General features: G+C 65.6%; 22 protein-coding genes and 1 pseudogene. 11 read left to right on the forward strand and 12 right to left on the reverse strand.

From position 1 onward, the window contains the following. Positions 1-7: 7 nt before the first annotated feature. Entirely contained in the window at positions 8-2,011 is a 2,004-nt protein-coding gene (locus tag QWJ39_RS03405) for a VWA domain-containing protein (RefSeq protein WP_290256287.1), read from the reverse strand. A 24-nt stretch (positions 2,012-2,035) separates the two neighbouring features. Further along, positions 2,036-3,424 (reverse strand): sigma 54-interacting transcriptional regulator, encoded by a 1,389-nt coding sequence (locus QWJ39_RS03410; RefSeq protein ID WP_290256288.1) that lies wholly within the window; start codon positions 3,422-3,424, stop codon positions 2,036-2,038. Between the two features lie 93 nt (positions 3,425-3,517). Here QWJ39_RS03410 and QWJ39_RS03415 point away from each other — a divergent pair, with 93 nt between their 5' ends. The 3 genes from QWJ39_RS03415 to ftsW all read left to right on the forward strand — a co-directional run bounded on the left by QWJ39_RS03415 (position 3,518) and on the right by ftsW (position 6,339). Continuing rightward, positions 3,518-4,192 carry an MSMEG_4193 family putative phosphomutase gene (locus QWJ39_RS03415; RefSeq protein WP_290256289.1) on the forward strand — a complete coding sequence of 225 codons (675 nt, stop codon included), beginning with the start codon at positions 3,518-3,520 and terminating at the stop codon, positions 4,190-4,192. A 25-nt stretch (positions 4,193-4,217) separates the two neighbouring features. Further along, positions 4,218-4,919 carry an SCO1664 family protein gene (locus QWJ39_RS03420; RefSeq protein WP_290256290.1) on the forward strand — a complete coding sequence of 234 codons (702 nt, stop codon included), beginning with the start codon at positions 4,218-4,220 and terminating at the stop codon, positions 4,917-4,919. A gap of 214 nt (positions 4,920-5,133) precedes the next feature. Then, positions 5,134-6,339: a putative lipid II flippase FtsW gene (ftsW, locus tag QWJ39_RS03425; protein ID WP_290256291.1), complete on the forward strand. Its 1,206-nt coding sequence runs from the start codon at positions 5,134-5,136 to the stop codon at positions 6,337-6,339. On the opposite strand, the gene QWJ39_RS03430 is transcribed toward ftsW, so the two are convergent. From QWJ39_RS03430 to QWJ39_RS03440, 3 genes are read right to left on the reverse strand one after another with little or no spacing between them, the layout of a single operon-like run. Further along, entirely contained in the window at positions 6,314-7,099 is a 786-nt protein-coding gene (locus QWJ39_RS03430; protein ID WP_290256292.1) for an amino acid ABC transporter ATP-binding protein, read from the reverse strand. The two genes, ftsW and QWJ39_RS03430, sit on opposite strands and share 26 nt — an antisense overlap. After that, a complete protein-coding gene (locus QWJ39_RS03435) occupies positions 7,086-7,745 on the reverse strand; it encodes an amino acid ABC transporter permease (protein ID WP_290256486.1) in 660 nt (219 codons plus the stop codon). Before QWJ39_RS03435 ends, QWJ39_RS03430 begins: the two co-directional genes overlap by 14 nt. 42 nt (positions 7,746-7,787) lie before the next feature. Next, positions 7,788-8,609 carry an amino acid ABC transporter substrate-binding protein gene (locus QWJ39_RS03440; protein ID WP_290256293.1) on the reverse strand — a complete coding sequence of 274 codons (822 nt, stop codon included), beginning with the start codon at positions 8,607-8,609 and terminating at the stop codon, positions 7,788-7,790. Positions 8,610-8,964: 355 nt separating this feature from the next. Between QWJ39_RS03440 and QWJ39_RS03445 the strand changes: the two genes are divergently transcribed. Beyond that, entirely contained in the window at positions 8,965-9,429 is a 465-nt protein-coding gene (locus QWJ39_RS03445) for a phage tail protein (RefSeq protein ID WP_290256294.1), read from the forward strand. 16 nt (positions 9,430-9,445) lie between these two features. Here the strand turns inward: QWJ39_RS03445 and QWJ39_RS03450 are convergent, their stop codons facing one another. The 5 genes from QWJ39_RS03450 to QWJ39_RS03470 form a co-directional block, all read right to left on the reverse strand. Then, positions 9,446-10,159 (reverse strand): haloacid dehalogenase type II, encoded by a 714-nt coding sequence (locus QWJ39_RS03450; RefSeq protein ID WP_290256295.1) that lies wholly within the window; start codon positions 10,157-10,159, stop codon positions 9,446-9,448. 193 nt (positions 10,160-10,352) lie between these two features. After that, a complete protein-coding gene (locus QWJ39_RS03455; protein ID WP_290256296.1) occupies positions 10,353-11,468 on the reverse strand; it encodes an extracellular solute-binding protein in 1,116 nt (371 codons plus the stop codon). A gap of 37 nt (positions 11,469-11,505) precedes the next feature. Then, positions 11,506-13,281, reverse strand: a complete 1,776-nt coding sequence (locus QWJ39_RS03460; protein ID WP_290256297.1) for an iron ABC transporter permease — start codon at positions 13,279-13,281, stop codon at positions 11,506-11,508. Beyond that, the gene (locus tag QWJ39_RS03465; RefSeq protein WP_290256298.1) at positions 13,278-14,375 is read right to left on the reverse strand and encodes an ABC transporter ATP-binding protein; all 1,098 of its coding nucleotides are present in this window, start codon (positions 14,373-14,375) and stop codon (positions 13,278-13,280) included. Before QWJ39_RS03465 ends, QWJ39_RS03460 begins: the two co-directional genes overlap by 4 nt. 38 nt (positions 14,376-14,413) lie before the next feature. Beyond that, the gene (locus tag QWJ39_RS03470; protein ID WP_290256299.1) at positions 14,414-15,565 is read right to left on the reverse strand and encodes a PrpF domain-containing protein; all 1,152 of its coding nucleotides are present in this window, start codon (positions 15,563-15,565) and stop codon (positions 14,414-14,416) included. Positions 15,566-15,877: 312 nt separating this feature from the next. Between QWJ39_RS03470 and QWJ39_RS03475 the strand changes: the two genes are divergently transcribed. From QWJ39_RS03475 to tcuA, 3 genes are all read left to right on the forward strand, one after another. Beyond that, positions 15,878-16,537, forward strand: coding sequence for a GntR family transcriptional regulator (locus QWJ39_RS03475; protein WP_290256300.1), 660 nt, complete (start codon positions 15,878-15,880; stop codon positions 16,535-16,537). Positions 16,538-16,612: 75 nt separating this feature from the next. Continuing rightward, positions 16,613-17,035 (forward strand): universal stress protein, encoded by a 423-nt coding sequence (locus tag QWJ39_RS03480; RefSeq protein ID WP_290256301.1) that lies wholly within the window; start codon positions 16,613-16,615, stop codon positions 17,033-17,035. A 214-nt stretch (positions 17,036-17,249) separates the two neighbouring features. Next, positions 17,250-18,716 (forward strand): FAD-dependent tricarballylate dehydrogenase TcuA, encoded by a 1,467-nt coding sequence (gene tcuA, locus QWJ39_RS03485; RefSeq protein ID WP_290256302.1) that lies wholly within the window; start codon positions 17,250-17,252, stop codon positions 18,714-18,716. Positions 18,717-18,741: 25 nt separating this feature from the next. Here tcuA and QWJ39_RS03490 read toward each other — a convergent pair whose 3' ends face one another. Then, positions 18,742-19,473, reverse strand: a complete 732-nt coding sequence (locus QWJ39_RS03490; RefSeq protein WP_290256303.1) for an alpha/beta hydrolase — start codon at positions 19,471-19,473, stop codon at positions 18,742-18,744. A 141-nt stretch (positions 19,474-19,614) separates the two neighbouring features. Here QWJ39_RS03490 and QWJ39_RS03495 point away from each other — a divergent pair, with 141 nt between their 5' ends. Then, positions 19,615-20,256, forward strand: coding sequence for a GntR family transcriptional regulator (locus QWJ39_RS03495; protein WP_290256304.1), 642 nt, complete (start codon positions 19,615-19,617; stop codon positions 20,254-20,256). 534 nt (positions 20,257-20,790) lie between these two features. Further along, entirely contained in the window at positions 20,791-24,819 is a 4,029-nt protein-coding gene (locus tag QWJ39_RS03500; protein WP_290256305.1) for a hypothetical protein, read from the forward strand. An 85-nt stretch (positions 24,820-24,904) separates the two neighbouring features. Here QWJ39_RS03500 and QWJ39_RS03505 read toward each other — a convergent pair. Continuing rightward, a pseudogene (locus tag QWJ39_RS03505) lies at positions 24,905-25,514 on the reverse strand (integrase core domain-containing protein); the annotation flags it as partial. A gap of 63 nt (positions 25,515-25,577) precedes the next feature. Here QWJ39_RS03505 and QWJ39_RS03510 point away from each other — a divergent pair. Together QWJ39_RS03510 and QWJ39_RS03515 are read left to right on the forward strand one after the other, a co-directional pair. Beyond that, a complete protein-coding gene (locus QWJ39_RS03510) occupies positions 25,578-26,042 on the forward strand; it encodes a phage tail protein (protein WP_290256294.1) in 465 nt (154 codons plus the stop codon). A gap of 186 nt (positions 26,043-26,228) precedes the next feature. Beyond that, positions 26,229-26,744, forward strand: a complete 516-nt coding sequence (locus tag QWJ39_RS03515; protein WP_290256306.1) for a hypothetical protein — start codon at positions 26,229-26,231, stop codon at positions 26,742-26,744. The last annotated feature ends 10 nt before the right edge of the window (positions 26,745-26,754 follow it).

Genomic DNA, 26,754 nt, shown 5'->3' on the forward strand with positions numbered 1-26,754 from the left:
GATGGCCCTACGTGGCCCAGTCCTCCTCGTTGAAGGGGCGGCCGCGGAAGTGTGCTCGGAGGTATTCGCCGACGACGGCGGCACCCAGGTCCCCGGTGTTCGGCGCCACCACGCGGCCCTCCACCCGGCGGGCCATCCGGGCCACGAACCGTTCCAGCCCGGGGTCGTCGCCCAGCCGGAAGAACGTCGCTTGCACCCCGGCGCGGCCCAGCCGGTCCAGCTCCGCCACGGTCAGCCGGATGGTTTCGGCGTCCGGCGGCCAGTTGAACCAGGAGTCGCCGTCGGCTTCCAGGTGGGCGGTGGGCTCGCCGTCGGTGACCACCAGCAGCACCGGCTGCATGGAGGGGTGCTTGCGGAAGAACCGGCCGGCCAGCAGCAGCCCGTGGTGCAGGTTGGTGCCCTGTTCGCGCACCGCCGGCAGGGCGGTGAGCTCGCCGATGTCCATGGTTTGGGCGTACCGGCCGAAGCTGATCAGCTGCAGCCGGTCGCCGCGGAACCGGGTGGAAACCAGGTGGTGGAGGGCCAGGGCGGTGCGCTTCATCGGTACCCAGCGGCCCTCGGCGGCCATCGAGAAGGAAACATCCACCAGAAGGGCGACCGCGGCCTGGGTGCGGGCCTCGGTCTCGATGACCTCAATGTCGTCAACGGCCAGGTGCAGCCCGTGGCGCGGGTCGCCGCCGTCGCCGATCGTGCGGCGGGTCGCGTTGGTGATGGTCCGGGTGACGTCCCACGGCTCGGCGTCGCCGAACTGCCAGGGCCTGCTGGACCCGGTCTGCTCCCCCGCGGCGCCGGCTGCCCGGGTCTCCCGGCGGCCCTGCCGGCCGGAGAGCTGCTTGGCGGTGTCCCGCAGCAGGGAGCGTCCCAGCCGGCGCATCGCCTGCGGCGAGAGGCTGAGGTCACCGTCGGCGCCACGGCGCAGGAAGCCGCCGTCGTGCATGGCCTTCTCGATCTCCGCCAGCGTCCGGGCCGATACCGCGGCGTCCTGCCCCAGCTGCCGGGCCAGGGCGTCCAGGTCCACGTCGTCCAGGCTGGAACCGCTGTAGGACTGGGAGAGCTGGTCGGCCAGTTCGTCCAGCTCGGCAAGGTCCTGCAGCACCCCGGTGCCGTCGCCCAGCCCCAGTCCCTCCTCGCCCTCGAAGCGTTCGGACCCGGACCAGTCCTCGCCCGGACGCAGCGCCTGCAGGTTAGCGTCGAGTTGGCCCAGCTGTGCCATCAACTCCGGCGAACCGAAGGCCTGGGCGGAGAGCTGCATCAGTTCGGCGCGCTGCTCGGCGGTCATGGAGCGCATCATCCGCTGCGCGGCGGCGGCACGCTGGGCGAGCGCGTCGATCAGTTCCTCGACGGATTGCGGGTTCTCCGGGAAGAAGTCACCGTGCTTGGCCATGAAGTCCTGGAAGTCCTGGTCCGTGTCCTCGCCGCGGCGGTGCTTGTCCAGAAGCTCGTTCAGGTCGCCCAGCATGGCGGCGACGGCGGCCCGGTCCTCGTCCGTGGCGCCCTCGAGCGCCTGCTTCATCCCGGCGAAGCGTTGCTCCAGCACCTCCCGTCCCAGCAGGTCCTTGATCTGTTCGTAGGCCTCCCTCGCGGTGCTGGACTGCCAGTCGTAGGAGGAGAGCTCGTTAACGGCGGCGGCCGTGGATTTGGGCAGGTTCTGCATCTGCATGTCGCGGAATGCCCGGTCCGTGTCGTCCATCCGGACGTCACGGGCCAGCTGCTTGCGCTCCTCCAGCACCGCGGTCTCCAGCAGCCTGCGGACCTCCTCCAGCGTCCCGTCCAGCTTGTGCCGGCCCAGCAGGTCCTTGCGCCGCTGCTGGATCCGGCCGGCGAGCTCGTCCAGGCCGTCCCGGTTCCTGCCGCCGCGGCGCAGGTACTCCTGCAGGGCACGGCGGGGAGAGTACCCGGCCATGACGTCCTCCGCGACGGCGTCCAAGGCCTCGGTCAGGTCCACCGGGGGCGCCAGCGGATCCGGCCCGCCGCTGTAGCGGCCGTACCGGGACCGGTTGTGAGCACTCATCTGGTCTCCCGTGTCAGGACGGAGCTACCCGTAAATGGTTTCCTCGTCGTCGGAGTCCTTGGAGATCCGGCGGGCGAGGTAGAGGCCCTCCAGGGCCAGTTCGACGGCGGCGGCGCGCTGGCCGTCATTCTCCGCGCCCAGCCGCTCACCCACCTCGTCGTACAGCCGCGAGCCGTTGAGCGAGGGCAGGCCCTCGAGGAATTCGCGGGCGGTGACCAGCTGCCCGGTGGTGACCGTGGAGGACCCGTCCAGGGCGGAGACCAGCGGGCCAAGGTCAATGCCGTGCAGGTGCGCCCGGACCGTCTCTGCCGTGGCCATCCGCAGCAGGTGGTCCAGGATGTCCTGCTCCCGGCCCTCCTCGCCGGACTCAAACTCGATCTTCCCGGCCAGCACGTCCACGGCCGCCTCCAGGTCGATGATCCGGGCGACGGCGTTGTCTTCGCCGCGCACGCTGGCCCGGCGCAGCGCCGCGGCAGCCACGGTCTCGGCGCCGGCGATCGCGAACCGGGCCGAGACGCCGGAGGTCTGATTGACCGCCGGGGACTCCCGCAGCGCCCGGGTGTAGCGGGCCAGGATCTCCAGGATCACAGGCGGGACGGCCGCCACCAGGTGGCCCTCCTGTTCGATCACGGCCACCTCATCCTCGAGTTCGATCGGGTAGTGGGTGCGGATTTCGGCGCCGAAGCGGTCCCGCAGCGGGGTGATGATGCGGCCGCGGTTGGTGTAGTCCTCCGGGTTGGCGGAGGCCACCACCAGCACGTCCAGCGGCAGCCGGAGCACGTAGCCGCGGATCTGGATGTCCCGTTCCTCCATCACGTTGAGCATGGACACCTGGATCCGTTCGGCCAGGTCGGGGAGTTCGTTGATGGCGATGATGCCGCGGTTCGAGCGCGGGATCAGGCCGTAGTGGATGGTTTCCGGGTCACCCAGGCGGCGTCCCTCGGCCACCCGCATCGGGTCGACGTCGCCGATCAGGTCCGCCACGGAGGTATCCGGCGTCGCGAGCTTCTCCACGTACCGCTCCGAGCGGTGCCGCCACGCCACCCGCAGCCGGTCCCCCTCGGTGAGCGCCAGGGCGCGGGAGTGCTCGGTGATGGGCTCGTAGGGGTGTTCGTTCAGTTCCGAGTCCTCGATCACCGGCGACCACTCGTCCAGCAGCCCCGCCAGGGTGCGCAGCAGGCGGGTCTTGCCCTGGCCGCGTTCGCCGAGGAGGACGACGTCGTGCCCGGCCAGCAGGGCGCGTTCGAGCTGCGGCAGGACGGTGCGGTTGAACCCGAACATGCCGGGCCAGGGATCGCGGCCGGCGGCGAGCGCTGCCAGCAGGTTGTCTCGGATCTCGCGGCGCAGGTCCTTCTGGACGTGGCCGGAGGCGCGCAGTTCACCAACGGTGTAGATCTCGGGGCGTTCACTCACTCCTCCACCGTAGACCTGCACCCGGGGCGTAATCGAGGGATTTCCTGAGAAACCTCGGCGCTTCCTCGGGCCGGGAAGTTAGGGTTGGTAGCGATGGCTACCGCAACAGCAGACAACGCCCCCGTTCCCCCGGCACCGGCGCGCCCGGCGACGCTCCTGCTGCTGGTGCGGCACGGGCAGACGCCCACCACCGGCAGCGTCCTTCCCGGCCGGGCGCCGGGACTGCACCTCTCTGACCGCGGCCGGGAACAGGCCGAACGCGTCGCGGAGCGGCTCGCCGGGTTGCGGGTGGACGCCCTCTACTCCTCGCCGATGGAACGGGCGCAGGAAACGGCGGCGCCGACGGCGGCACGCACCGGCCTGGCGGTCACCAACGAGGAGGGGCTGCTGGAGTGCGACTTCGGCGGCTGGACCGGCTCGGCGATCTCGGACCTGGCGGCCCTGCCGGAGTGGCAGACCGTGCAGCACAGCCCGACGCAGTTCCGGTTCCCGGACGGCGAGAGCTTCCCGGAGATGCAGGCCCGGATTGTCGGGGCGATGGAGCGGGCCCGGGACGCCCACGCCGGCGGGGTGGTGGTCTGCTTCTCGCACGCGGACCCCATCAAGGCCGCCGTCGCCCACGCCCTGGGTACCCCGCTGGACCTGTTCCAGCGCATCTACATCAGCCCGGGGTCGGTGTCCGCGATCTCCTACACGGACGGCCAGGACCCGGCGGTGCTGATGGTGAATTCGACGGCGGAGCCGCTGAGCGGGCTGAGGCCGGAATGACCGCCGCTTCCGGACGGGTGGAACCGTGGCCGGCCGCGAACTGACCCTGCTGACCGAGGGCAGCATCGAGCTGGTGGGGGTCATCCCGCGCAGCAGCAACCAGACCTTCCTGGTGCAGGTGTCCCTCGGCGAGGACGTGGGCTTCGCGGTGTACAAGCCGGAGTCCGGCGAGCGGCCGCTCTCCGACTTCGACCCCGGGCTCTACAAGCGGGAGCGCGCCGCCTACCTGCTGAGCGAGTGGCTGGGCTGGGGTTTCATCCCGCACACCGTAATCCGGGAGGACGCACCCCTGGGCGTCGGCTCGCTGCAATGGTTCATCGAGTGCGACTTCCAGCACCATTACTTCACCCTGTTCGAGGACGCCCCGGAGACGCATCCCGAGCTGTCCCGGATGGCCCTGTTCGACTTCGTTGCCAACAACACGGACCGCAAGAGCGGCCACGTACTCCGAGGCGACGACGGCCGCATCTGGGGCATCGACCACGGGCTCTGCTTCTCCGCCGTGTTCAAGCTCCGCACGGTGATCTGGGACTTCGCCGGCGAACCGATCCCCGAGGAGTTGCTGGCGGACATCGCCCCGCTGGCGGAGGCCGTCCCGCCGGAGCTGGCGGAACTGCTGGACGACGACGAGGTCACCGCCCTGCAGCGGCGCGTCCAGCGGATGATGCTCGCCGGGTCCCTGCCGGTGGACCGCACCGGCATGCGGTACCCCTGGCCGCTGGTGTAGAGGGCGCCGTTGGGCCCGGCACATGGTCGCCGGGCTCGGCAGATGGTCGCTGTGCCCTGCAGTGAATTGCCCGGGAGTTAGCCGCTTCACGGCGTGTACGCCATCGCGGGCGGCCGCCGCCGGATAGTCTGCCGTTCCTGCCCGGCTTCCGTGAGCTCACGCGCCGGACGCAGCAGACAACCCGCACGGCCGGCATGAATCAAGGAGATCAGCGATGGGCACCCTCATCAGGACACCCCACCCGCGGCCGGCCCGCGCGCGGCGGGAACCCGGCCGGATCCGTACCTGGATCGGGGATGACCCCTCGGATCGGCAACGGCCCATCATCCTGGCCGTGGTGCTGACGCTTGCCGCCATCGGTTTGGTGGAGGTGGCCTCCGCCTCCTCCGTGGAATCCGTCGCCGCCGGCGCGAACCCCTACGACCTGCCGCTGAAACAGGGTATGTGGACGGTGGCCGGGATCGTGCTCATGCTCTTCCTGGCCGGGCTCAGGGAGCAACACATCCGGAAGCTGGCCTGGCCCATGCTGATCACCGCCGTCGTTTCCCTTGTCCTGGTCTTCACCCCGCTGGGCATGACGGTCAACGGCAACCGCAACTGGCTCAGCGTGGGCGGCTTCACCGCGCAGCCGTCCGAATTCGCCAAGCTCGCCCTCATCGTCTGGGCCGCCGACATCCTGACCCGCAAGCAGAAGCTCCTCGGCCAGTGGAAACACGCCGTCGTCCCCCTGCTGCCCGTGGGAGGCATCATTATGGGACTCGTCGCGCTGGGCCACGACCTCGGCACCACCATGATCGTCATGCTCATCCTGGCTGCCACGCTGTTCTACGGCGGGGTGCCCATGAAGGTGATCTCGGTGACGGGGTCTATCTCCGCCTTCGCGGCGCTGATCCTCGCCGCCACCAGCGGCAACCGCATGGGGCGGATCTCCTCCTGGCTGGGCGGCGGCTCCGCCGACGATTCCCAGGGCCTCGGGTATCAGGCGCTGAACGGCCAGTACGCCCTGGCCTCCGGGAGCTGGTTCGGCACCGGGCTGGGCCAGAGCCGGCAAAAGTGGAATTGGATCCCGGAGGCGCACAACGACTTCATCTTCACCATCCTGGGTGAGGAACTCGGATTCGCCGGCACCCTGCTGGTGCTGGCACTTTTCGCCGTGCTCGCCGTCGCCATCTTCAAGACCATCGCCCGGACCGAGGGGACCTTCGCCCGGGCGCTCTCCTGCAGTGTCGTCACCTGGATCATCGGCCAGGCCGTCATCAACATCGCCATGGTCAGCGGCCTGCTCCCGGTGATCGGCGTGCCGCTGCCGTTCATCTCCTACGGCGGTTCCGCGATGGTGTCCTCCCTCGCCGGCATCGGCATGATCCTCGCCGTCACCCGGTCTCCGGCCGGGCCTAAAACGGGTTCAGGAGCCGGTTAACGAACTGCCGGGTGCGTTCCTCGCGGGGATCCCGCAGCACCGTGTCGGGGTGTCCCCGTTCCACGACGACGCCACCCTCCATGAAGATCACCTCGTCGGCAACTTCCCGGGCGAAGGCGAGTTCGTGGGTGACCACCACCATGGTCCATCCCTCGTCCGCCAGTTCCTTAATGACGGTCAGGACGTCGCCGACCAGTTCCGGGTCCAGGGCCGACGTCGGCTCGTCAAACAACAGCAGCTGCGGGCGGAGGGCCAGGGCGCGGACGATTCCGACCCGCTGCTGCTGGCCGCCCGACAGCTCAAAGGGGTAGCTGTTTTCCTTGTCCGCGAGCCCGACGCGGGCCAGGAGTTCCCGCGCCTCCTGAACCGCTTGGGCCTTGGGCTTCTTCTGAACCTGGACCGGGCCCTCGATCACGTTTTCAAGGGTGGTCTTGTGCGGGAAGAGGTTGTAATGCTGAAACACCATCGCGCTTCGATCCCGCACCGCCGCCAGCTGTTTCTTGGAAACAGGGGCGGAGAAATCCACGCTCAAACCGCCGGCGAACTCCACGACCCCGGCGTCGGGGATTTCCAGGCCGTTGAGGGAGCGCAGCACGGTGGTCTTCCCCGACCCGGAGGGCCCGATCAGCGTGACAACTTCACCGCGGCGCACGGTGAGGTCAATGGATTTCAGCACCTCCTGCTGGCCGAAGGCTTTGCGGAGTCCGCGGACCGCCAGGAGGGCGCCGTCGTCCGGGAGTGCGGATTCAGTGGGCGACATAGCGGTCCAATCTCTTCTCGAGGGCCGACTGTCCGCCGGCAAGGACAAGGCAGATGACCCAGTAGATCACGGCGGCTTCCAGGTACAGCAGCATGAACTCCTGGCTGAAGGCCGCCACCTGCTGCGCCTGCCGGAACAGCTCCGTCACCAGGATCAACGACGCCAGGGAGGTGTCTTTGATCAGGCTAATAAAGGTGTTGGACAGGGGCGGGACCGAGACCCTTGCCGCCTGCGGCAGGATGATCCGCACCAGGGCCTGCCGGCGGGACATGCCGATCGTATGACCGGCCTCCCACTGTCCCTTCGGCACGGACAAAATGGCAGCCCGGATGACCTCCGCCGCGTAGCCGCCAACGTTGAGGGAGAAGGCGATGATTGCGCTGGGCCAGGGACTGATGGTGATGCCGACGGACGGCAGCCCGTAGAAAATGACGAAGAGCTGGACCAGCAGCGGGGTCCCGCGGATCACCGAAATGTAGACACGGGCGATCGATGAGAGGACCACGTTGCGGCTGAGCCTCATCAAGGCGACCAGCAGGGCCAGCACCAGGCCCAGGCCGAACGAGGCCAGCGCCACCGGGATTGTTCCGGTGACGGCGCCCATGAGGATCGGTCCGAGCGAACTCCAGACCAGCTCCCAGTTCACAGTCATGGCCTGACCCGATCTACGCCGAGGGTACCCATGCCGTTACTTGGTGACGTCGGCGTCGAAGTACTTCTGTGAGATCTTCGTCAGGGTCCCGTCGGCCTGGAGCTCGGACAGGGCCTTGTTGACGGCGTCGGTGAGGCTGCTGGAGCCCTTGCGGAAGGCGAACGCGCTCAGGGACTTATCGGTGGTCTCGGCCGCGATCTTGATGCCGTCGTCCTTGGCCGTCTTCTGCTGGTCCAGGTAGGTCAGCTTGTCGTTGATGGTCGCGTCGACGCGGCCCTGCTTCAGCAGGGTGATCGCCTGCGCCCAACCCTCCACCGACTGCACGTTGGCGCCGCTCTGCTGGGCCAGCTTGTACCAGTTGCTGGTCAGCGACTGCGCCGTGGTTTTGCCCTTGAGCCCGTCGAAGGAGGTGATGCTGGAATTGTCGGACTTGGTGACGATGACGCCGGTGCTCACCGTGTACGGGGTCGAGAATTCGTACTTTGCCTTGCGCTCGTCCGTGATCGAAACCTGGTTCGCGACGACGTCGAACCGCTTGGCTTCGAGGCCGGCGAAGATCGCGTCGAACTGCGTCTCCTGGAACTCCGGCTTGACGCCAAGCTTGCCGGCGACGGCGGTGATGATCTCGACGTCGTAGCCGGTCAGCTCACCGTTGCCGTTGGCGTGGAAGGTAAAGGGCTTGTACGTGCCCTCGGTGCCGACCTTGAGGACGCCGGCGTTCTTGACGTCACTCAACGAGGTGTCAGCGCCGCCCGCCGGCGCCGAACCTGCGGGGGTCGTGGAGGCAGACCCGCAGCCGGCCAACGCCAGCCCCGCAGCTGCGATCAGACCGATGAGGGAAATTCGTGTGCGCTTCATGGTGGTCCTTCGTCCAGGCGCCGGGGGCAGCTATCTTAGCCAAATAGCCGGCTTCGTACCTGCGACGATAGCAAGACCTGCGGGGGACGGAAGAGCCCCGGTGACGGCTTGTGACGCCGTGCGGCGCATGGGTTGCCGTGAGGTTGGTTTCGCGGTAGTCCGCGATCCCTCGGCCGGGCCGTTGCTACGCCGACAGGCCGGTACGCCCGCCGGGAGCTGGCCGCGCTTCGGCGCAGCTGCGAACGCCTTCAGTTGCTTCAGCGGCACTTCGGCAGGTGAGCCGGAGCGGGTTGCCGCCCGGGCACCAAGCGGCGCTACCCTAGTCCCACTACAGGACAAACCCGGGAGGAACCCCATGCCGTACGTCGTCGACTTCAAGGACGTGTCCACCGCGGGGCTCGAGTCCTCCCCGGTGGCGGAGGCACTGGCCGGGCTGCGCGCCAACGAGGCCCGCTACTACAACACCAAGTACGGCCACGCCTTCACGGTCAGCCCCGCCGAGGACGCCCAGGACACCGTGGACCGGGTCGCCCGGATCCTCAAGGAGGAACGGGACCTGGTCATCGGGTCCCGGCCGCTGGAGGCCACCAGCTTCGAGGTGGACGGGCTGCGGATGGACTACGTGTTTTACGAATCCGGCCTGTCCATCAACGTCATGTACAGCATCGAGGACGGCGGCAAGCGGGCCGTCGGGTTCAAGCTCTCGGACGGCATGGAGGTCCCGAAGGAACTGGCGGACAAGTTCAAGTTCGCCCGGCAGAAGTCCAAGCTGGCCGGCACCATCCGCGGCTCGTACTTCGTCATCAAGGGCGAGTACTAGAGGGCAAAAAGCAGCCTCAGTCCCCGAGCGTCCCGGCGAGTTCCTCGATCGAATCCACGACGACGTCGTAGTCGCCGTCGGACGCCTGGTCCGCGCGCCCGTCTGGCCCGTATTCGTCGGGCCGGGAGACGAACGCCGTCCCCAGACCCAATTCCGCGGCGGCGTCCAGGTCATAGCGGTGGGAGGCCACCATGAGGATCTCTGCCGGGTCCACACCTAAAAGGTCGGCCGCGCCCAGATAGGTCGACCCGTGCGGTTTGAAGGCGCGGAACTGTTGCGCGGAAAAGACGGCGTCCCAGTCGAAGCCGCAGGTTCGTGAGGTTGAGATGACGGCGGAGAGGTCGGCGTTGGACAGGGCCGCCACGAGGTGGGACTTCCGTAACCTCCGCAGTCCCGCGGCCGCGTCCGGCCAGGGCCGCAGCTGCTCCCACCCGTCCGTGAGGAGAGCGATCTCGTCGGCCGCCACCACATCCTCCAGCCCGCGCCGACGAACGATGTCCGCCAGCCCGTCGGTGTAGATGGAACGGACTGATCGCCACTGCCGCGCCCCGGAGAGCTCCGCCACCGTGGTCCGGTAGACCGCCCGCCACTCGTCCACTATGGACGGCCAGTCGAGCGCCGCGGCCCTGCCGCCCAGGACGGACCGGCCACGGTCCAGCAGGGTGGTCCGGAAATCCGTGAGGGTGCCCTGCACATCGAACAGGACTGCCTTGTAGTGCTCGCGGGGCATCGTGGCTCCTTCACGGACGGGTGGCGTTGGCCGGGGCTCAGACGTGCCGAGCCTAGCGGATAGCAAAACGGCATAAAGAAGCCGCAGCGGGGCGGCGCACGTTGCGAATAGGCGATGGTCCCGGTGACCATCATTCGCCGCCCCACTGCGGTTCGTTGCCCGGGCCCCTAGAAAGGCCCGGGCAGCTTGCGGGTTACTTGCTGTAGCCGAAGACCTTGTTCCACTTGGCCAGGTCGTCCTTGCCGAAGCTGATCGCGTCGGTGTTGGCCATGCGGTAGACCTTGCCGGAGTCGGCGGCCGGCAGCTTGATGCCCATGATGGTGGGCGGCTCAACGTCGGTGCGGGCCGGGTATTCGCCCAGCTGTGCGAAAACCTTCTGGCCTTGCTTGGACAGGTTGTAGTTCATGAAGACCTTGGCCGCCTCAACGTTCGTGGCGGACCCGGCCATGCCCAGGTAGTAGTCGTACGCCACCAGGCCCTCGTCGGGGACGATGAACTTCACGGGTGCCTTGTCCTGCACGGCGGAGATGTTGGTGCCGCTGATGGTCACGGTTCCCACCGCCACCTCGCCGCGGGCCAGCGCGGTGGCCTCGGCGCCCAGGGAGTCGTAGATGGTGGGCTTCTGCGCGGCGTACTTGGCGAAGTAGTCGGCGCCCAGCTTCGATTCCATGAAGCGGTTGAGCGAGGCGGTGCTGCCGCCGGAGCCGCCCTGGACGATGCCCAGCTTGCCCTGCCACTTGCCGCTGACGGCGTCGTTCCAGGACTTCGGGGCGTCCGCTTCCTTGACCAGCTGGGTGTTGTAGCCCAGCGTGTAGACGGAGTTGAACATGCGGGTGAACTGCCCGCCGTCCACCGAGACGTCCTTGAACTGCGAGGCGCCCGGCACGTCGTAGGCCTTCCAGACCTTCGCGTCCTCCAGGGTCTTGGCGATCCGGTAGTCGGAGGTGCGGATGACGTCGGCGCCCAGCTTGCCGGCACCCTGTTCGGACTGGACGCGCTCGGCCAGCTTGTTCGGGGTCAGGCGGACCACGTTGACCTTAATACCGGTGTCCTTGGTGAAGGCGGCCACCAGGGCGCTCTCGGAGGATTCGGTGTAGCCGGAGTAGAGGCTCAGGGTCTGGGTCTTGGCCTTGTCGTAGGTGGCCTTGTCCGCGATGTTCTCGCCGTTGATCACCAGCCCGTCGTCGGTCTTGACCTCTGCCGTGGCGGTGACCACGCTGTTGCTCGCGGCGGCGCCGCCGCAGGCAGCCATGCTCAGGGAGAGGACGACGCCGAGGCCGAGCAGGGGGATTTTGGACGCTAACTTCATTGTTTAGACCCTTTCAAATGGTGTGGTGCGGGAAGCGTTATTTGGTCTCGAGCTTGCGGTCGGCGCCCACCTTCTGGGCGATCACCGCCAGCACCGCGATCACGACGATGTACAGGACGCTGACGGCCGCGGCCGACTGGCTCTGGCCGTTGTCGAAGTTGTCGAAGACCAGGATCGAGAGGATCCGGGTGTTCGAGGTGAACAGGAAGATCGAGGCGCTCAGTTCACGCATCGAGAGCATCAGGAAGAGCAGGAAGGAGGACGTGATGCCCACCCGCATCAGCGGCAGGGTCACGTTCACGATCGCCTTGGAGCGGCGGGCGCCGAGCATGACGGCGCTGTCCTCCAGGTCCTGGTCCATCTGCAGCATCGACGCCGAGATGCCCCGGTAGCCCTGCGGCAGGAACACGGCCACGCAGGCGATCGCCAGGATCAGCAGGGTGCCGTAGACCGGGACCGGCAGCAGCAGCCAGGTCCAGAGCAGGCCGATGCCCATGACGATCGCGGGGACCGCCAGCGGGGTCATGGCGATCAGTTCGATCAGCTGGCCGCCGCGGGTCTTTGTCCGGTAGCGGACGTAGGAGGCGATGAAGCTGAGCGTGGTGCCGGCGATCGCGGCCAGCAGCGCCACCATCACGCTGTTGCGCAGCGCCAGCTGGAAGTCGTGCGAGGCGAGGACGTCGGCCAGCTTGGCGAAGCTCATGGCCCCGGTCTCGAAGAGCTGGGAGATGGAGGCGACGAACGGGGTGGCCTGCATGGAGGCGGCCAGCAGCGCGAGCATCGGCAGGACGACGGCGACGGCGAAGTACGCCAGGGCAATGATGGTGAACGGCCAGCGCAGCTTCCGCAGCGGCACCTGGCGGGGCCGGTTGCCCTTGCCGGTGACCGTGGTGAACTTGCGCTTGTTGATGATGCGCTGCTGGATCACGGTGATGACCAGCAGGGCCGCGGTCAGGACGATCGCGATGCTGGCGGCCTGGTTGCTCTTGGCCGGCGTCGCGCTCATCAGGCGGTAGATGTAGGTGGGCAGGGTGTCGATGCCGGCGGGGTTGCCGATCACCTGCGCCACTGGGAAGTTCTCCATGGTCAGGGCGAAGACCAGGATGGCCGAGCCCAGCACGGCCGGCAGGGCCAGCGGCAGGGTGACGGTGCGGAGCATGGTCTTCAGGGTGGCGCCGTGGACGGTGGCGGCCTCTTCGAGATCGGCGTTCATCATCGACAGCGAGCTGTGCATCAGCAGGAACGCGTACGGGGCGTAGAAGATCCCGAGGACGAAGATCAGGCCGGGCAGGCTGTAGATGTTGATGACGAAGTCGATGCCGAGGTCGCGGAGCAGGATGTTCAGGTAGCCGGCGCTCGGGGAGGACAGCAGGGACCAGGCCAGCGCACCCACCAGGGCGGGGATGAACATGGGGGCCATGCCGATGAAGAAGATGAACTTGCGCATCGGCGCGTCCGTGCGGGCGCAGACGAACGCCAGGAACGCGCCGATCACCAGGGCGACGACGGCGGATCCGGCACCCACCATGAGCGAGTTCCCCAGCGCGCCCAGGGCCTCCGGACTGGCCAGGAGCATCAGGTTGTCCAGGGTCAGCCCGTCCAGGGAGATGTTGCCGGGCCGGGGCACCGCGTCGGAGAACGCCGCGAGCAGCACCAGGGCCAGCGGCAGAAGCACCAGGACGGACAGGATCGCGATGATGATCATGGCGGGGGTGCTCTTGCGCAGGTTCCCGAGGGCCTTGGTGCCGCGGGAGGACGCGGGGACGGGGGAAGCCGCGACGGCGGGATCCGCCAGCGGGGTCTTGAGGCTCATACCAGCACCTCCGCCGGGAGGATCTGGACCTGAGCGGGATCGATGCTGACCCACACGGAGTCGCCCACCTCATGCTGTTCGCCGCGCTTGATAGTGCCGAGCGCGTCCAGTTCCAGGCCGCCGTCGAGCTCCACGGCGTAGCGGACGTCGTTGCCCTGGAAGCCGGCCACCCGGACCTTGCCCTTCCAGGCGTTGGCGGCCGCGGTGGGCTGGGCGGACAGCTGCAGGTCCTCGGCGCGCATGCAGACCTTCATCTGCTGCGGGGCCGTGGCGGCGCGCTGCGCGGAGTGGATGGTGAGGCCGTGGTCGGTCACCTTGGCGGTGGCGGAGCCGTCCGGGGCGGGCACCGACTCGCAGTCCATGACGTTGGAGACGCCCAGGAAGTGGGCGATCGAGGCGCTGGCGGGGGTCTCGTACATCTCCCGCGGGCCGCCGATCTGGACGATCTTCCCGCCCTGCAGCAGCGCGATCCGGTCCGCCAGGGCGAACGCCTCGTGCTGGTCGTGGGTGACGTAGACGCAGGTCAGGCCCAGGCGGAGCTGGATTTCGCGGAGTTCCACGCGGAGCCGGTCGCGGAGCCGGGCGTCCAGGTTGGAGAGCGGCTCGTCGAGCATCAGGACGCTGGGGCGCATCACCAGGCTGCGGGCCAGGGCCACGCGCTGCATCTGCCCGCCGCTGAGCAGGCTGGCGCCCCGGTCAGCGAACTTCTCCAGGCCCACCAGGGTCAGGACCTCCATCACCCGGTCCCGGGTTTCGGACTTGGAGAGCTTCTGCAGCTTCAGGGAGTAGGCCACGTTCTGGAAGACGGTCATGTGCGGCCAGACGGCGTAGGACTGGAAGACCATGCCCACGTTGCGTTTGTTCGGCGGCAGGTTGATGCCCTTTTCCGAGTCGAACACCACGACGTCGTCGATGATGATCCGGCCGGAGCTGGGCTCCTCCAGCCCGGCGAGGCAGCGCATGGTGCTGGTCTTGCCGCAGCCGGACTGGCCCAGCAGGACCAGGGCCTCGCCGTCGCCGATCTCGAGGTTGAGGTTTTCGATGGCGACGAAGTCACCGTATTTGAGCTGCAAATTCTGGATGCTGATTTTCATGACACGTCCTTGTGAATGGTGGTTTGCCTGCCGCCCGGTCAGTCGCCGGGGACGAGCACGGTTCCTTCGCTGATGACCCGGGCCGACCGCTGGAAGGCGACCTTGCTGGGAACGGGCGCGTCCAGGGCTGTCCTGGTGGCGCCGTTGAGGAGGTGGATCGCCAGGGTGTCCCCTCCGTCGTTTGTGCTTTCGGCGTCGCCGGAGTGGCCTGCGTCGCCGGAGTTGCCGACGGCGGCGTTGGCGACGATGGAGCCGGCGCGTCCGGAGGCGGCGGCGATCGCGACGGCGCTGGTGAGTCCGATGGCCGGGTGCAGGGCGCCCATCGAGATCATCCGCGCGGAGACGCCGGTCTCCCCTGCCGGCGGCGGGCCCACGATGCCCACCTTCGGGATGGAGGTCAGGTGGCTGGGGATGCCCATGACCTTGGCGGCGGCGGCCCGCAGCTCCGGCGCCAGGGCCACCAGTTCTTCCAGCTCCTCCGCGTCTTCACTGCCGGTGAAACCGAAGTCCCGTGGATCGAAGATCGCCGCCGGGGCGCCGGCGTCGATCAGCGTGGCGTGGAAGGTGCGGCCCTGGACGGTGACCTCGTCGACGGCATGGCCGGTGGGCATTTCCGTCTCGAAGCTGGTCCAGCTGCTGCTCTCGAAGATGATGTCCACAGGGACGCCCGGGTAGTACTGGCCCGGGATCTGCCGCGAACCGTAGGTGGGGACCTCGCCGCCGGGGGTGGGGACCTCGCAGACCAGGCTCAGCCCGGTGACCGTGTTGACGATCGTGACCCGGGAGACGCCGTCGGCCGGCGGCACCAGCCGGGCGTGCAGCGCGTACAGGCCTAGGCCGGTGGCGCAGTTGCCACAGTTGCTGTCCCACTCCACGGAGGGCGTATCGATGGCCACCTGCGCGAAGCGGTAGTTCACCACGCCGTCCGTCGAGCCGAGGTCGTCCACGATGATCGCCTTGCTGGTGGTGGAGGACGCGCCGCCGACGCCGTCGATCTGGCGGAGGTCCGGGGAGCCGAAGGTACGGATCAACAGGCGTTCGATGTCGGCGGTGTCCGCCGGCAGGTCGCTCTGGCGGAAGATCCAGCACTTGCTCGTCCCGCCGCGGACCAGGGCGGCCGGGACCTGAATGACTGACGTTCGTGGGGAGTCCGATTCCCCCAGTTGGACCGTGCCGGTGGGGCTGGTCATGGTGTCTCCTCAATGGTGCCTGCGTACCGTCGTTGGTACCGGTCGATCTTTGAAGCACTTTCGGTACAGTTTAGAAAAACTGTCCTCGCTTTCGGTCGAATGTATACCGTTTGCGAGAAGCGAGCAACAAAAATGTGTGTTGGCACACACCCGCTACCGAAATGTGACGGGCGTCTCGCCGTCGTCTGGGATTGCTGTTCACGAAAAGAGCCAGCTGTATACCGTGTGTTAAAATGGCCTTCGACTGTATGGTGAGTTCCATCAGGCCCGCCTGATGTTCACACCGTTGCTGCCACGAGGAAGAGACCAGCGATGAGCAATCCGGCCCTGATGAGCCCGTACCTGATGATCCGCAACGCGATCATTGCCCAGGAGCTCCCGCCCAAGGCCCAGCTGGTGGAGACCGCCCTGGCCAAGAAGTACAACGTCTCCCGCACCCCCATCCGCGAGGCCCTGCGCCGCCTGGAAACCGAGGGCCTGGTGGAGCGGATCGGCTCACGCATGCAGGTCCGGGAGTACCGGCCCGAGGAGATGCTGGACCTGTATGAGGTGCGCTCCTTCCTGGAGGAGGCCGCCGCGAAGACTGCCGCGCTGCGCCACACGGACATGGACCTCATGCTGATCGAGCGTGCCCACCAGAGCATGGTGGACCTGAAGTTCGAAGAGGCCACCGCAGCGCAGCTGGCCGCCGTGAACCGCACCTTTCACGAGCGCATCTGGGCCGCGAGCCACAGCGCTGCCCTGCTGGATCTCCTGGACCGCATCCTGGTCCACTTCATCCGCTACCCCGGTACCACGCTGGCCACGCCGGCCCGCTGGAGCCAGGTGCTGAAGGAACACGAAGAACTCGTCGCCGCCATCCGGGACCGGGACGCGGAACGCGCCGGCAAGATCGCCAGCGCCCACCTGGAAGTGGCCAAGAACATCCGCATCGAGATGTACATCGATGCCCAGGAGATCCCTGCGCCGTAACACCCACGCACGTCACCCGGGGCCCGAGGGGCTCCGGGAGCACAGCCATGAGGAACTAACGAAGGAGATCGACCAGTGTCAGGCATCGTCATCGTCGGCGTCGACGGATCAGAAACAGCCATGAAGGCAGCACGTACCGCTGCGGACCTGGCCCAGGCCATGGGCGCCACCCTCAACGTGGTCACCGCGTACGCCAGCGACAAGACCGAGGTGGTGGAGATCGCGGGCGAGGACTGGACAGTCTCCGACTCGGAGCAGGCCCACAAAGTGGCCCAGCGCGTGGCGGCCCTGCTCGGCGCCTCCGGCGTCAGCACAACCTACACCGCGGCGCGCGGCAAGCCGCACGAAGTGCTTATCAGCGAGGCCGAGCGCCTCGAGGCGAAGGTGATCGTGGTGGGCAACCGGCGCATGCAGGGCCTGGGCCGCGTCCTGGGCAGCGTGGCCAACACGGTGGCGCACAACGCGCCGTGCGACGTCTACATCGCCAAGACGAACTAGAGCAACGCCAACTAGGACCACCCAAGCGCGCCCCTCGCGGGCGCAGCGCATCCGCAGGGAGCCCGGCCGCACTGGAGAAATCCAGACCACGGCCGGGCTCCCTGCTTTATTTCGGGCTTCCAACACCCCTCCCCGCAACACTTCGCACCACCCCTTGTCGAATTGCATTCTGTTGTATACATTCGTATTCAACATCAACTGAGGAGTTTGGCTAATGGTGGAGAACATAGACGTTCTGGTTGTGGGCGGCGGCAACGCCGGGTTTACGGCGGCGCTGGCCGCGGCGGAAAACGGCCGCTCGGTGCTGCTGCTGGAGAAGGCGGACAAGGACCGGGCCGGCGGCAACAGCTACTACACGGCCGGCGCCACCCGCATCCCGCACGGCGGGCTGGAAGACCTGGCCGACGTCGTCGAGCCCGACGAGCGGCACGCCGTCACGGAGGTGCCGCCGTACACGCAGGAGGATTACCTCGCTGACCTGGCGAAGGTCTCGGGCGGCCGGAACGATCCGGAGCTGTCCCGGGTGCTGGTGGAGGAGAGCCACGGGACGCTGCGCTGGCTGCAGCGGCAGGGGCTGAAGTACCGGCTGATGTACGAGCGCCAGGCCTACAGCCAGCCGGACGGGTCGTACCTGTTCTGGGGCGGCCTGCACATCGGCAACGTCGGCGGCGGCAAGGGCCTGATGGCGGACCACGCGGCGGCGGCCGGCCGCGCCGGCGTCAGCGTCCGCTACGGCCACGCCGTCACCGGGCTGATCGTCGAGGACGGGCGCGTGGCCGGCGTGCGGTTCAACGACGCCGACGGCGGCACCGGCGAGGTGCGGGCGGAGTCCGTGATCCTGGCCTCCGGCGGCTTCGAGGCGAATCCGGAGATGCGGCAGCGCTACCTGGGCGAGGGTTGGCAGAACGCGAAGGTCCGCGGCACCCCGGGGAACACCGGCGAGATGATCCGCGCCGCCCTGGACGCGGGCGCGGCGCAGGGCGGGGACTGGTCCACCTGCCACAGCGTCGCCTGGGACGCAGGGTTTGCGGAGAACGAGAGCAACTATGAGCTGACCAACCAGCTCACCCGCGGCGGCTACCCGCTCGGGATCGTGGTGAACCGCAGGGGTGCGCGGTTTGTGGACGAGGGCGCGGACTTCCGCAACTACACCTACGCCCGCTACGGCCGGGACATCCTGCAGCAGCCCGGCGCCGTGGCGTACCAGCTCTTCGACGCCACCACCCGGCCCATGCTCCGCGCCGAGGAGTACGAGATGCCCGGCGTCTCGGTGATCGAGGCCGATGACCTGGCCAGCCTGGCCGAGCGTGCGGGCATCGACCCGGCGGGGCTGGAACGCACCGTGGCCGAGTTCAACGCCGGCATCGACACCGGCCGGGCGTTCGACCCGAACGTCAAGGACGGGCGCGCGGCCGCCGTGGTGCCGCCCAAGAGCAACTGGGCGCTGGCGCTGAAGACCGCCCCCTTCTACGCCTTCCCCGTCACCTGCGGCGTGACCTTCACGTTCGGCGGGCTGAAGACGGACACCTACGGCCGGGTACTGGATCACGACGGCGCGCCCATCCCGGGCCTGCTGGCCTGCGGCGAGGCCCTCGGCGGCCTCTTCAGCGGCAACTACCCGGGCGGCAGCGGACTCGCGGCCGGCGCGGTGTTCGGCCGGCGGGCCGGATCCATCGCCTAAGTTCTATCCGGCTCCTTGTGCTTCGCTACCCGGCGACGACGGCGTGGAGGGCGGCGGCGGTGCCCGCGGGGTCGGTGAGCATGGCGCAGTGGTCACCGTTCATGGCGACCAGCCGGGTGGCGCCCGGGAGGTTGGACAGGGACATCCGCATCCGCCGCTCGGTGTTCTGCCGGTCCTCCTCGGGCCAGATGTAGGTCACGGGCACGCCGTCCAGGGCGCCGGCCGGCAGGGCCCACGGTTCGAAAAGCGGCCCGGCGGGCTGCGGGGTGAGGCGTGCTCGGATGGCCTGGACCGCGGGGTCCTCCGGGTCCAGCGAGGAGAGCCACCGGGTGGCCACCACGTCTGCGGGGACCACGTAGCTGCCGTCCCCGCGCTCGGCGGCTTCCCGCTCGTAGGTCTCGCGGATGGCGGGGTCCAGGGTGTCCGCCCAAGACTGGCCGAGTTCGCGGGCCTGGGCGCTGAAGTAGACCAGGTGCCGGACCTTGTCCGGGCGCTGCAGGGCCGCGGCGGCAATCGGGTATCCGGCCATGCTGTGCCCGGCGAGGACCACGGGTTCCGGCGCGGCGTCCAGGCGGTCGACGACGGCGGCCACGTAGTCGGCCACAGTCACCGAGCCGCGCGGGGTGGCGTCCTCTCCGTGGCCGGGAAGGTCGAACGCAACGGCTTTCGTGCCGAGCTTTGCGAGTTCGGCGATGGTGTCTTCCCAGCACCAGGCGCCGAGCATGCTTCCGTGGACCAGCAGGATCTCGGCGGGCATGGGCGCTCCTTCTTCGTTGCCGGGCGCGGCCGTCGGGGCTCCGACGCCGCAATTGAATGCAAATGTATACTGCGAGCTGGGTGATGGGAACCCGGATGGCTGCCCGTGGACGTCAGGTCCGGGCCCCGGTGAGGAGCGTGCGTGGTGTTGGAGAAGTCGGTCTACAGCCGTCTGCGGGAGGACATCCTGAGCTCGGCGATCACGCCGGAGGAGACCCTCACCGAGGTGAAGCTGACGGAGCGGTACGGTGCCTCCCGCACCCCGGTCCGCGAGGCGCTGCAGCGGCTGGAGCAGGACGGCCTGCTGGAGCGCCGCGGCAAGATCCTGGCGGTCCGGACGCACACGGCCGAGGAAATCGTGGACATCTACGAGTCGCGGATTGTGCTCGAGGAAGCGGCGGCGGCCAAGGCGGCGCGGAAGCGGACCGATCTGGACGTCCGACTGCTGCGGGCGAAGTACCAGAGCATGCGCGCGCTGGACCCGGCGGACGGGCCGGTCTTGGCAGAGGCGAACCGGGAGTTCCACGGCCTGATCTGGACCGCGGCCCACAGCCCGTCGCTGATGCGGCTGCTGACCGGCCTGGACCAGCAGGTCCGCCGCTACACCCTGACCACCCTCACCCACCCGGGCCGCTGGGACGCGGTGCTGGCAGACTACGAGGCGCTGGTCGCCGCTATCGAGGCCGGCGACGCGACTGTGGCGGGCGACATCGCCGCCCGCCACATGACCGAGGCCCTAGAGATCCGCCTACAGATGTACGCCGAGGACCCGCAGCGGCTGTAGAGGGCTTTCGAGGGTCCCGTCTGACGATGCTCGCTGGGGTAGTTGTACATAAACGCTCAAGGTGCACTATGCCGACGGCCGAATTTGGAACCAAAGACTGCGGGGCCCTCGACATGCGCACCATACCTCAGCTTGGAAGGCTGCACTGGGCTCGTTGTTGACACGCAGGGCTTGGAAACGAGGAGGACCTTCGGGCTATGCCAAGCAGGGCTGCCCGCAGCTGCACCTGGCACCGAGGGCTTGGGTGTCAACCGGATAGCTAGAAGGACACGCCTGCACTAACAGCGCAGACTCCGACCGCCAGATCACCCACTCCCAACCACACCACCAGAAATCGGTCCGGCCTAGGTTCGCGCTTCAGCACGTCCGGTTTGGGGGGCTGGAACGAGAGCGGGACCGAAGTACTTCATGCACGGAAATTTCTGCTTCTAAAGCGTGAGCGCTGATGCGAGATGGTCGACTTTTGTGACGCGCGCAAGGATGAAAAAGAGCGACATACATCGTTTGAGTCAGAGGATGCTGCAGACTGCACGAGTGGAATACAACCTCGATGCACTCAGTGACCGTCAGTTTGAGCGACTCAGCCAAGCGCTCGTTCATAAATACGTTGGGCCCTCGGTTTCAGTGTTTGGGGACGGTCCTGATGGAGGTCGAGAGGCAACATGGAACGGTCCGGCTCCAGCGCTCAGCGATGGGCAAGCGTGGAATGGATACGGAGTCTTGCAGGCGAAGAAGTGCGAACATCCGTCCCAGAAGCCAGTCGACAACGAAAGGTGGTTCCTTCAAACCATAGGCAAGGAATTACGCGCCTGGGCAAAGAAGGGTAGCAAAAGAGCTACAAAACCGGATTATCTGCTTCTATCCACGAACGTACGCCTATCCCCTTCACCTGGAGCAGGAATTGACCGGGTCAATGTCAAACTCAAAGAACTTATTGATCATCTCAAGCTGCCGATCAAGGCATTTAAAGTATGGCATTATGATGAGTTTCAAACCATGCTCGATCAAGACAATAAGATCTACTCATCATTCGCCGCCTGGGTGACGCCCGGCGATCTTATTGCTCGCCTCATCAAGGACCAGTTCGACGCAGAGGAAGAATTCAGTACATCCCTTCGGGCGCATGCGGCTAAGTCGCTGATAGACGATCACTATCTCAACCTTACCCAAGCCGGCAATGTAGCGGATAAGCCAATCAGTGTCGCAGATGTCTTCATCGACCTTCCGGTTGAAGGAGGTTTTTGGGTAGGATCACGGAAAATAAGGCGGGAGCTCCCTCGCCGCGGTCGAATCGTTGAGACACTGATAGCACGCGCAAATGCGGACCACCATGATCAAGGTGGATCATCAGACGAAACTTCAAGCCAGATTCGCTCGGTCCTAGTGGGAGGTCCGGGACAGGGGAAGAGCACTGTAACGCAGTTTCTCGCGCAGGTTTATAGAGCCGAATTCATCCGAGACTCTCCTAGCGCCCGCCCCGCAGAAGTTGCATCCGCGCTCGCATCACTCGACGCTCGACTTGAGCACCTCGGCATACCCCGCCCATCCGCCAGGCGTTGGCCTGTGCGCGTCATCTTGACAGAACTTGCCGACTCGCTGGAGAGAGGTGAGTGCGACAGTTTGCTTGGCTTTATAGCTCGAAGCGTCTCACGCAGGGCGGACGCCAAAATTGGGGTAGCGACTATGCGCCGCTGGTTGCGCTCATTTCCTTGGATCGTTTTCATAGATGGTCTAGACGAGGTCCCGGCGTCCAGCAACCGAGCCGCGGTACTCGCCGCGATTCGAGACTTTGAAATCGAGGTTGCCACCGCTGAGGGCGACGTCTCGACGATTGCCACAACCAGACCGCAGGGCTACAACGATGAGTTTTCTCCTGAGTACCACCGGCACTTCACCCTGGCACGTCTGTCGGAAGAAATAGCCTTAGAGTACGCGAGCGGCCTTATAAGCATACGTTCAGGGCAGGGTACAGAAGCGTCGAGGCGGACCATGTTGCGCCTCGAGAGGGCAACGCAGGATGAGACCACATCTCGTTTGTTCTCGTCACCACTTCAGGTGACAATTTTGACGGTGCTCATTGAGCGAGTTGGCCAGGTGCCTCGGGACCGCTGGAGGCTCTTTTCCGATTACTATCGCGTAATATACCAACGCGAACAGGAAAAGGGAGGAGAGCTCTCAGATCTCCTCCGCGAGTTTGAAGCTGACGTTCATTTTATCCACAGGGAAATCGGCTACATCCTCCAGGGCAGAAGTGCGGTTGCCGGCGAAACTTCAAGTTACATCACGAAGGATGAGTTTGATGAGTGCATACGCCGCAGGCTAACGAACCAACAACACGAGGTTGCAGAAGTTGACCGCCTCACCGCCGACTTCAGCCGCCTAGTCGTCGAGCGTCTAGTATTTCTCGCGGTTGTAAAGTCGGAAAATATAGGGTTCGAACTTCGAAGTATTCAAGAATTTATGGCTGCTGAGTTCATTACAAGTCAACCCGAATCCAGGGTTCTAACCAGCATCAAGGAGATTGCGCCCGTCTCCCACTGGCGCAATACTGTTCTTTTTGCCTTTGGGCGGATATTTGCCGAAAAGGAGCATCTAAAAGCAGAAGCGGTGCAGATTCTCGAACAATTGAATTGGGAACTCGACCATGCTCAAATTTTGCGAACCGGCAGCAACATCGCGTTAGATATTCTCCTCGATGGCTCCTGCCATTCTCAGCCCATCTACGCGAGGCCACTTGCGGAGCGCGCATGCGCTCTGTTTGACGGACCATTGATGGTTCGTGAGAAAGACTTTGCGCGACTGCGAGAGGGTCATGTCGGAACGATTATTAGAGACAAGGCACTCTCGTTGGCGCCAGCTCACCTGTCCTATCAGTTGAACAGGATCCTAGTCTTGGCACGCCTGGCAGATGCAGGCGATACGCAGGCTTCCGCAGCCCTGAAATCCGCGCTGATTGAAGGGGACCGGCAGCTCGCTACAGCCGCCGCGCGTCTCGCTAGAATACGAGCCGACACGGCCCTGACGCGCGCGGTTCAGGAAGTGCTTCCCCTCGTCCCTCCGTCGGAACTTATAGACATCAACCTTCCGAGAGAGCTTCTTGAGACGGTTTCGCAGGAGCTTCCGGAGGAAGCACCTGCGTGGCTGAAAGCCGCACACGCTCTAGAACCCGACGGCTTTCCCGACGAAGGGATGTTCCAAGCTAGGGATTGTGGGCAACTCCACATTACGGCTCGACGCATCCAGTCTCACTCCTCACACTGGGAGGAACTCGAAAGCGTTGGCGGGGGAGGGTCTAATTGGGCAATGGCAGACGCCTTGGCCCTCTTCTCGCGCGTTCCCAGCGAGCAGACGCTGGCCGGAGCCTTGGAAGCGGCCGCTGACAGCGGCGACGCACGTCTCTTGGAGCACGCTGCCTGGCCGCTTGCAGCCTGCTATTCAAGCGCCCTGAATCGCGCCGCTTACCTACAGCAAGCAGACGCGAAAACGGCGTGGCTTCGAACCCTAGCCGCGATGGCCAGAGACGGCATGTTGGGGAATGTCGAAGCGTGGCTGGCGACTGAGGAATTTTGGGATGCCGCGCCTACATTTGCAGAGCTAGCGTCTGGGCGGCCCCTCATGGCCTCAGATTCGTTTGGTTCATGGTCCATCCCCATTGGCAAGCAGACTAACGGTGTTCCGGCAACGCTCCTGGGCCTTCGGTTCTTCTTTGCGTATCCTCGCTCGGGGGATGCTCTGGATGAGGTTCTGGATGCGGTGGCGGGGATGCTCGACACCCTTCCCACCCATGAGGTGGGTGATCAATTCCTATGCATGCAAGCACTTGCTTTGTTCATCGCCGGGGCGGTCATAAGATCCAACGATGATAGTTCTCGCGATGAGGCACCATCTGCAAAGTTTATGACTGTTGAACAAAGCAGAGATATTGCTAATCGCTTAGCCTCATTTTTCAGTTCCGAGACAATTTCCGAGGGTTTCGACAGTTTTCATGTGGGTTGGCTTGAACTGTTCAACGAACGTCCGGAGATCGGCAAACGACTTCTCCGCATGTTCGGCTCAGCAAGGGGACTCGCCAAGGTTTACAGCCCGGCAGGAAGGTCCCGCCTGACACGCCTAGACTTGTGGGGGTTGGGCGAAACGGATGAGTGCTCGAGTTGGAGGCTTCTGGCGCATGTGAATACCGAATTGTTCACGAAGCACGTCGATGAGCTTTCCGCGACATGCGACTGTGACGATCGATCATTTCCAAGTCATCGTCGCTTCCGGAGTTTTGTCGGTCTCGCCAAAGCCTCGTCACACGACCTTCAACAAGGTAACTTCGATTCTGAAATTCTAGAGGTTTGTTGGCCGGGGCCTGACAATCTAGAATTCGAAATGGAGGCGCTAGACTCCGTGAACGGAGACCTACTCGCAATGCTTGCCGAATCAAAAGGATCCGTCGGAGTTTCGTTGGCTGCTCGGACCGCGCAAGTTCTTGCGCCCTCCGCTCCGCTCCTAGCTTTCGCATTTGCGAGCCTCACCGAGCGACTGAGCAAAGAATCAGAGCCAACAGTGACAGCCAATTGAATTGCGACTTTGGACTGCCTTATGGTCATTCTTGATGCACCGTCCATGAGGACTGGCCGATTGTGTGAGTTTCGTTGCTCAACGCGATATAGCTGGGCTGCCCAAGCACGCGGGTTAAGCGGCTGATTGGGGTGTGGCCTCCGATCGCGATGTGGGGCCCGTGGTGACTGTAGTGGTGCAGCCATGCCCGGAGGGCGTTTCTGCGGGCTCTTCGGTGGCGTCGAAGCGTTTGAATGCCCATCCGTCGGCAAGGGTCCGGTAGAAGCGTTCGATCTTTCCGTTGGTTTGCGGGCGGTAAGGCCTGGTCTTCATTGCCTTGATGTTCATCTCGCGACGGGTGTCACGCCAGAGATGAGTTTTGTAGGCAGCTCCGTTGTCGGCAAGAGAACCCTCTCAACGGTGACCTCCCGGGCGGCGAACCAGGACACGGCCCGCCTTAGCACCCGGATAGCGGTGGCCGCCGTCTAAACGCCATAGATCTCTGCATAAACGACCCTGGAGTGGTCGTCGATGATGGTATGGACATAGGCGGTCCCGATCAGCGGGTCACGGTGCCGGCTCCGCGGCTTTGGCGGGGTTCCTGCCCGGTTCTGTTCGCCCTGTTGCCGGCCGACGCAGCGCCACCCGCCGCCGTCGGGCATGGTGCCGAGTTTCCTCACATCGACGTGGGTCGTCGCACCGGGACCATCGTGGTCGACGCACCCCTGCCTGCTCGCGCTACCCTAGTCCCACTACAGGACAAACCCGGGAGGAACCCCATGCCGTACGTCGTCGACTTCAAGGACGTGTCCACCGCGGGGCTCGAGTCCTCCCCGGTGGCGGAGGCACTGGCCGGGCTGCGCGCCAACGAGGCCCGCTACTACAACACCAAGTACGGCCACGCCTTCACGGTCAGCCCCGCCGAGGACGCCCAGGACACCGTGGACCGGGTCGCCCGGATCCTCAAGGAGGAACGGGACCTGGTCATCGGGTCCCGGCCGCTGGAGGCCACCAGCTTCGAGGTGGACGGGCTGCGGATGGACTACGTGTTTTACGAATCCGGCCTGTCCATCAACGTCATGTACAGCATCGAGGACGGCGGCAAGCGGGCCGTCGGGTTCAAGCTCTCGGACGGCATGGAGGTCCCGAAGGAACTGGCGGACAAGTTCAAGTTCGCCCGGCAGAAGTCCAAGCTGGCCGGCACCATCCGCGGCTCGTACTTCGTCATCAAGGGCGAGTACTAGAGGACGTAAGAAGGGGTATGAGGCAGGCACACATGATTGGCCGCCCCCGCTACGAAGCAGGAAACGGCGCTTTTCACGCGTGAAACGGTCTGGGCTCCATGCCAGCAGTTCCGTGTAAGACTCTTCTCCTCAAGTGCCATCAGCGCCGCCTTAGGGAATGTCGGAGGTGAGACTTAGAGTAATGGCATGAGGGACGGAACCGGTTGGCTGACCAAGCCTGTGATGTTCATATCGTCGTACGCGCCGCTTTTCTTGATGCTAGCCATTCGCTTCGATGACAGCGTTCTCCGCTTAACCTGCTTGGCACTCGGATTAGCGGGAATTTTTGCCTTTCTGATCATTCAACAGCTTCAGAAGTCTGGCCCGGCGCCTGAACACAATGTTGTTCGGGCTGCCCCTGCTGGAAGCGGAGCATCGAGCTACCTCGCCGGTTATTTACTCCCCTTCGTCACAGTACCGAGCCCTACCTTGGGCGACCTCGGAGGCTATGGTCTCTTCCTACTCGTTGCGCTAATCGTCCACGTACGGACCGATATAATCCAAGTGAATCCGATTTTGTTTCTTTTCGGATGGCGGATCTACGCGGTTGAGATCAGCGGCGGCTTCCTGGGTCACTTGATATCCAGGAAGAGAGTGCTCGCTGGAGATAAGGTTAAAGCATATAGGATGACAGACGATATCCTCCTTGCGAGGAACGAATAGCCGCTCCCCG

The sequence above is a fragment of the Arthrobacter sp. YD4 genome (assembly GCF_030410515.1).
Taxonomy (GTDB): domain Bacteria; phylum Actinomycetota; class Actinomycetes; order Actinomycetales; family Micrococcaceae; genus Arthrobacter.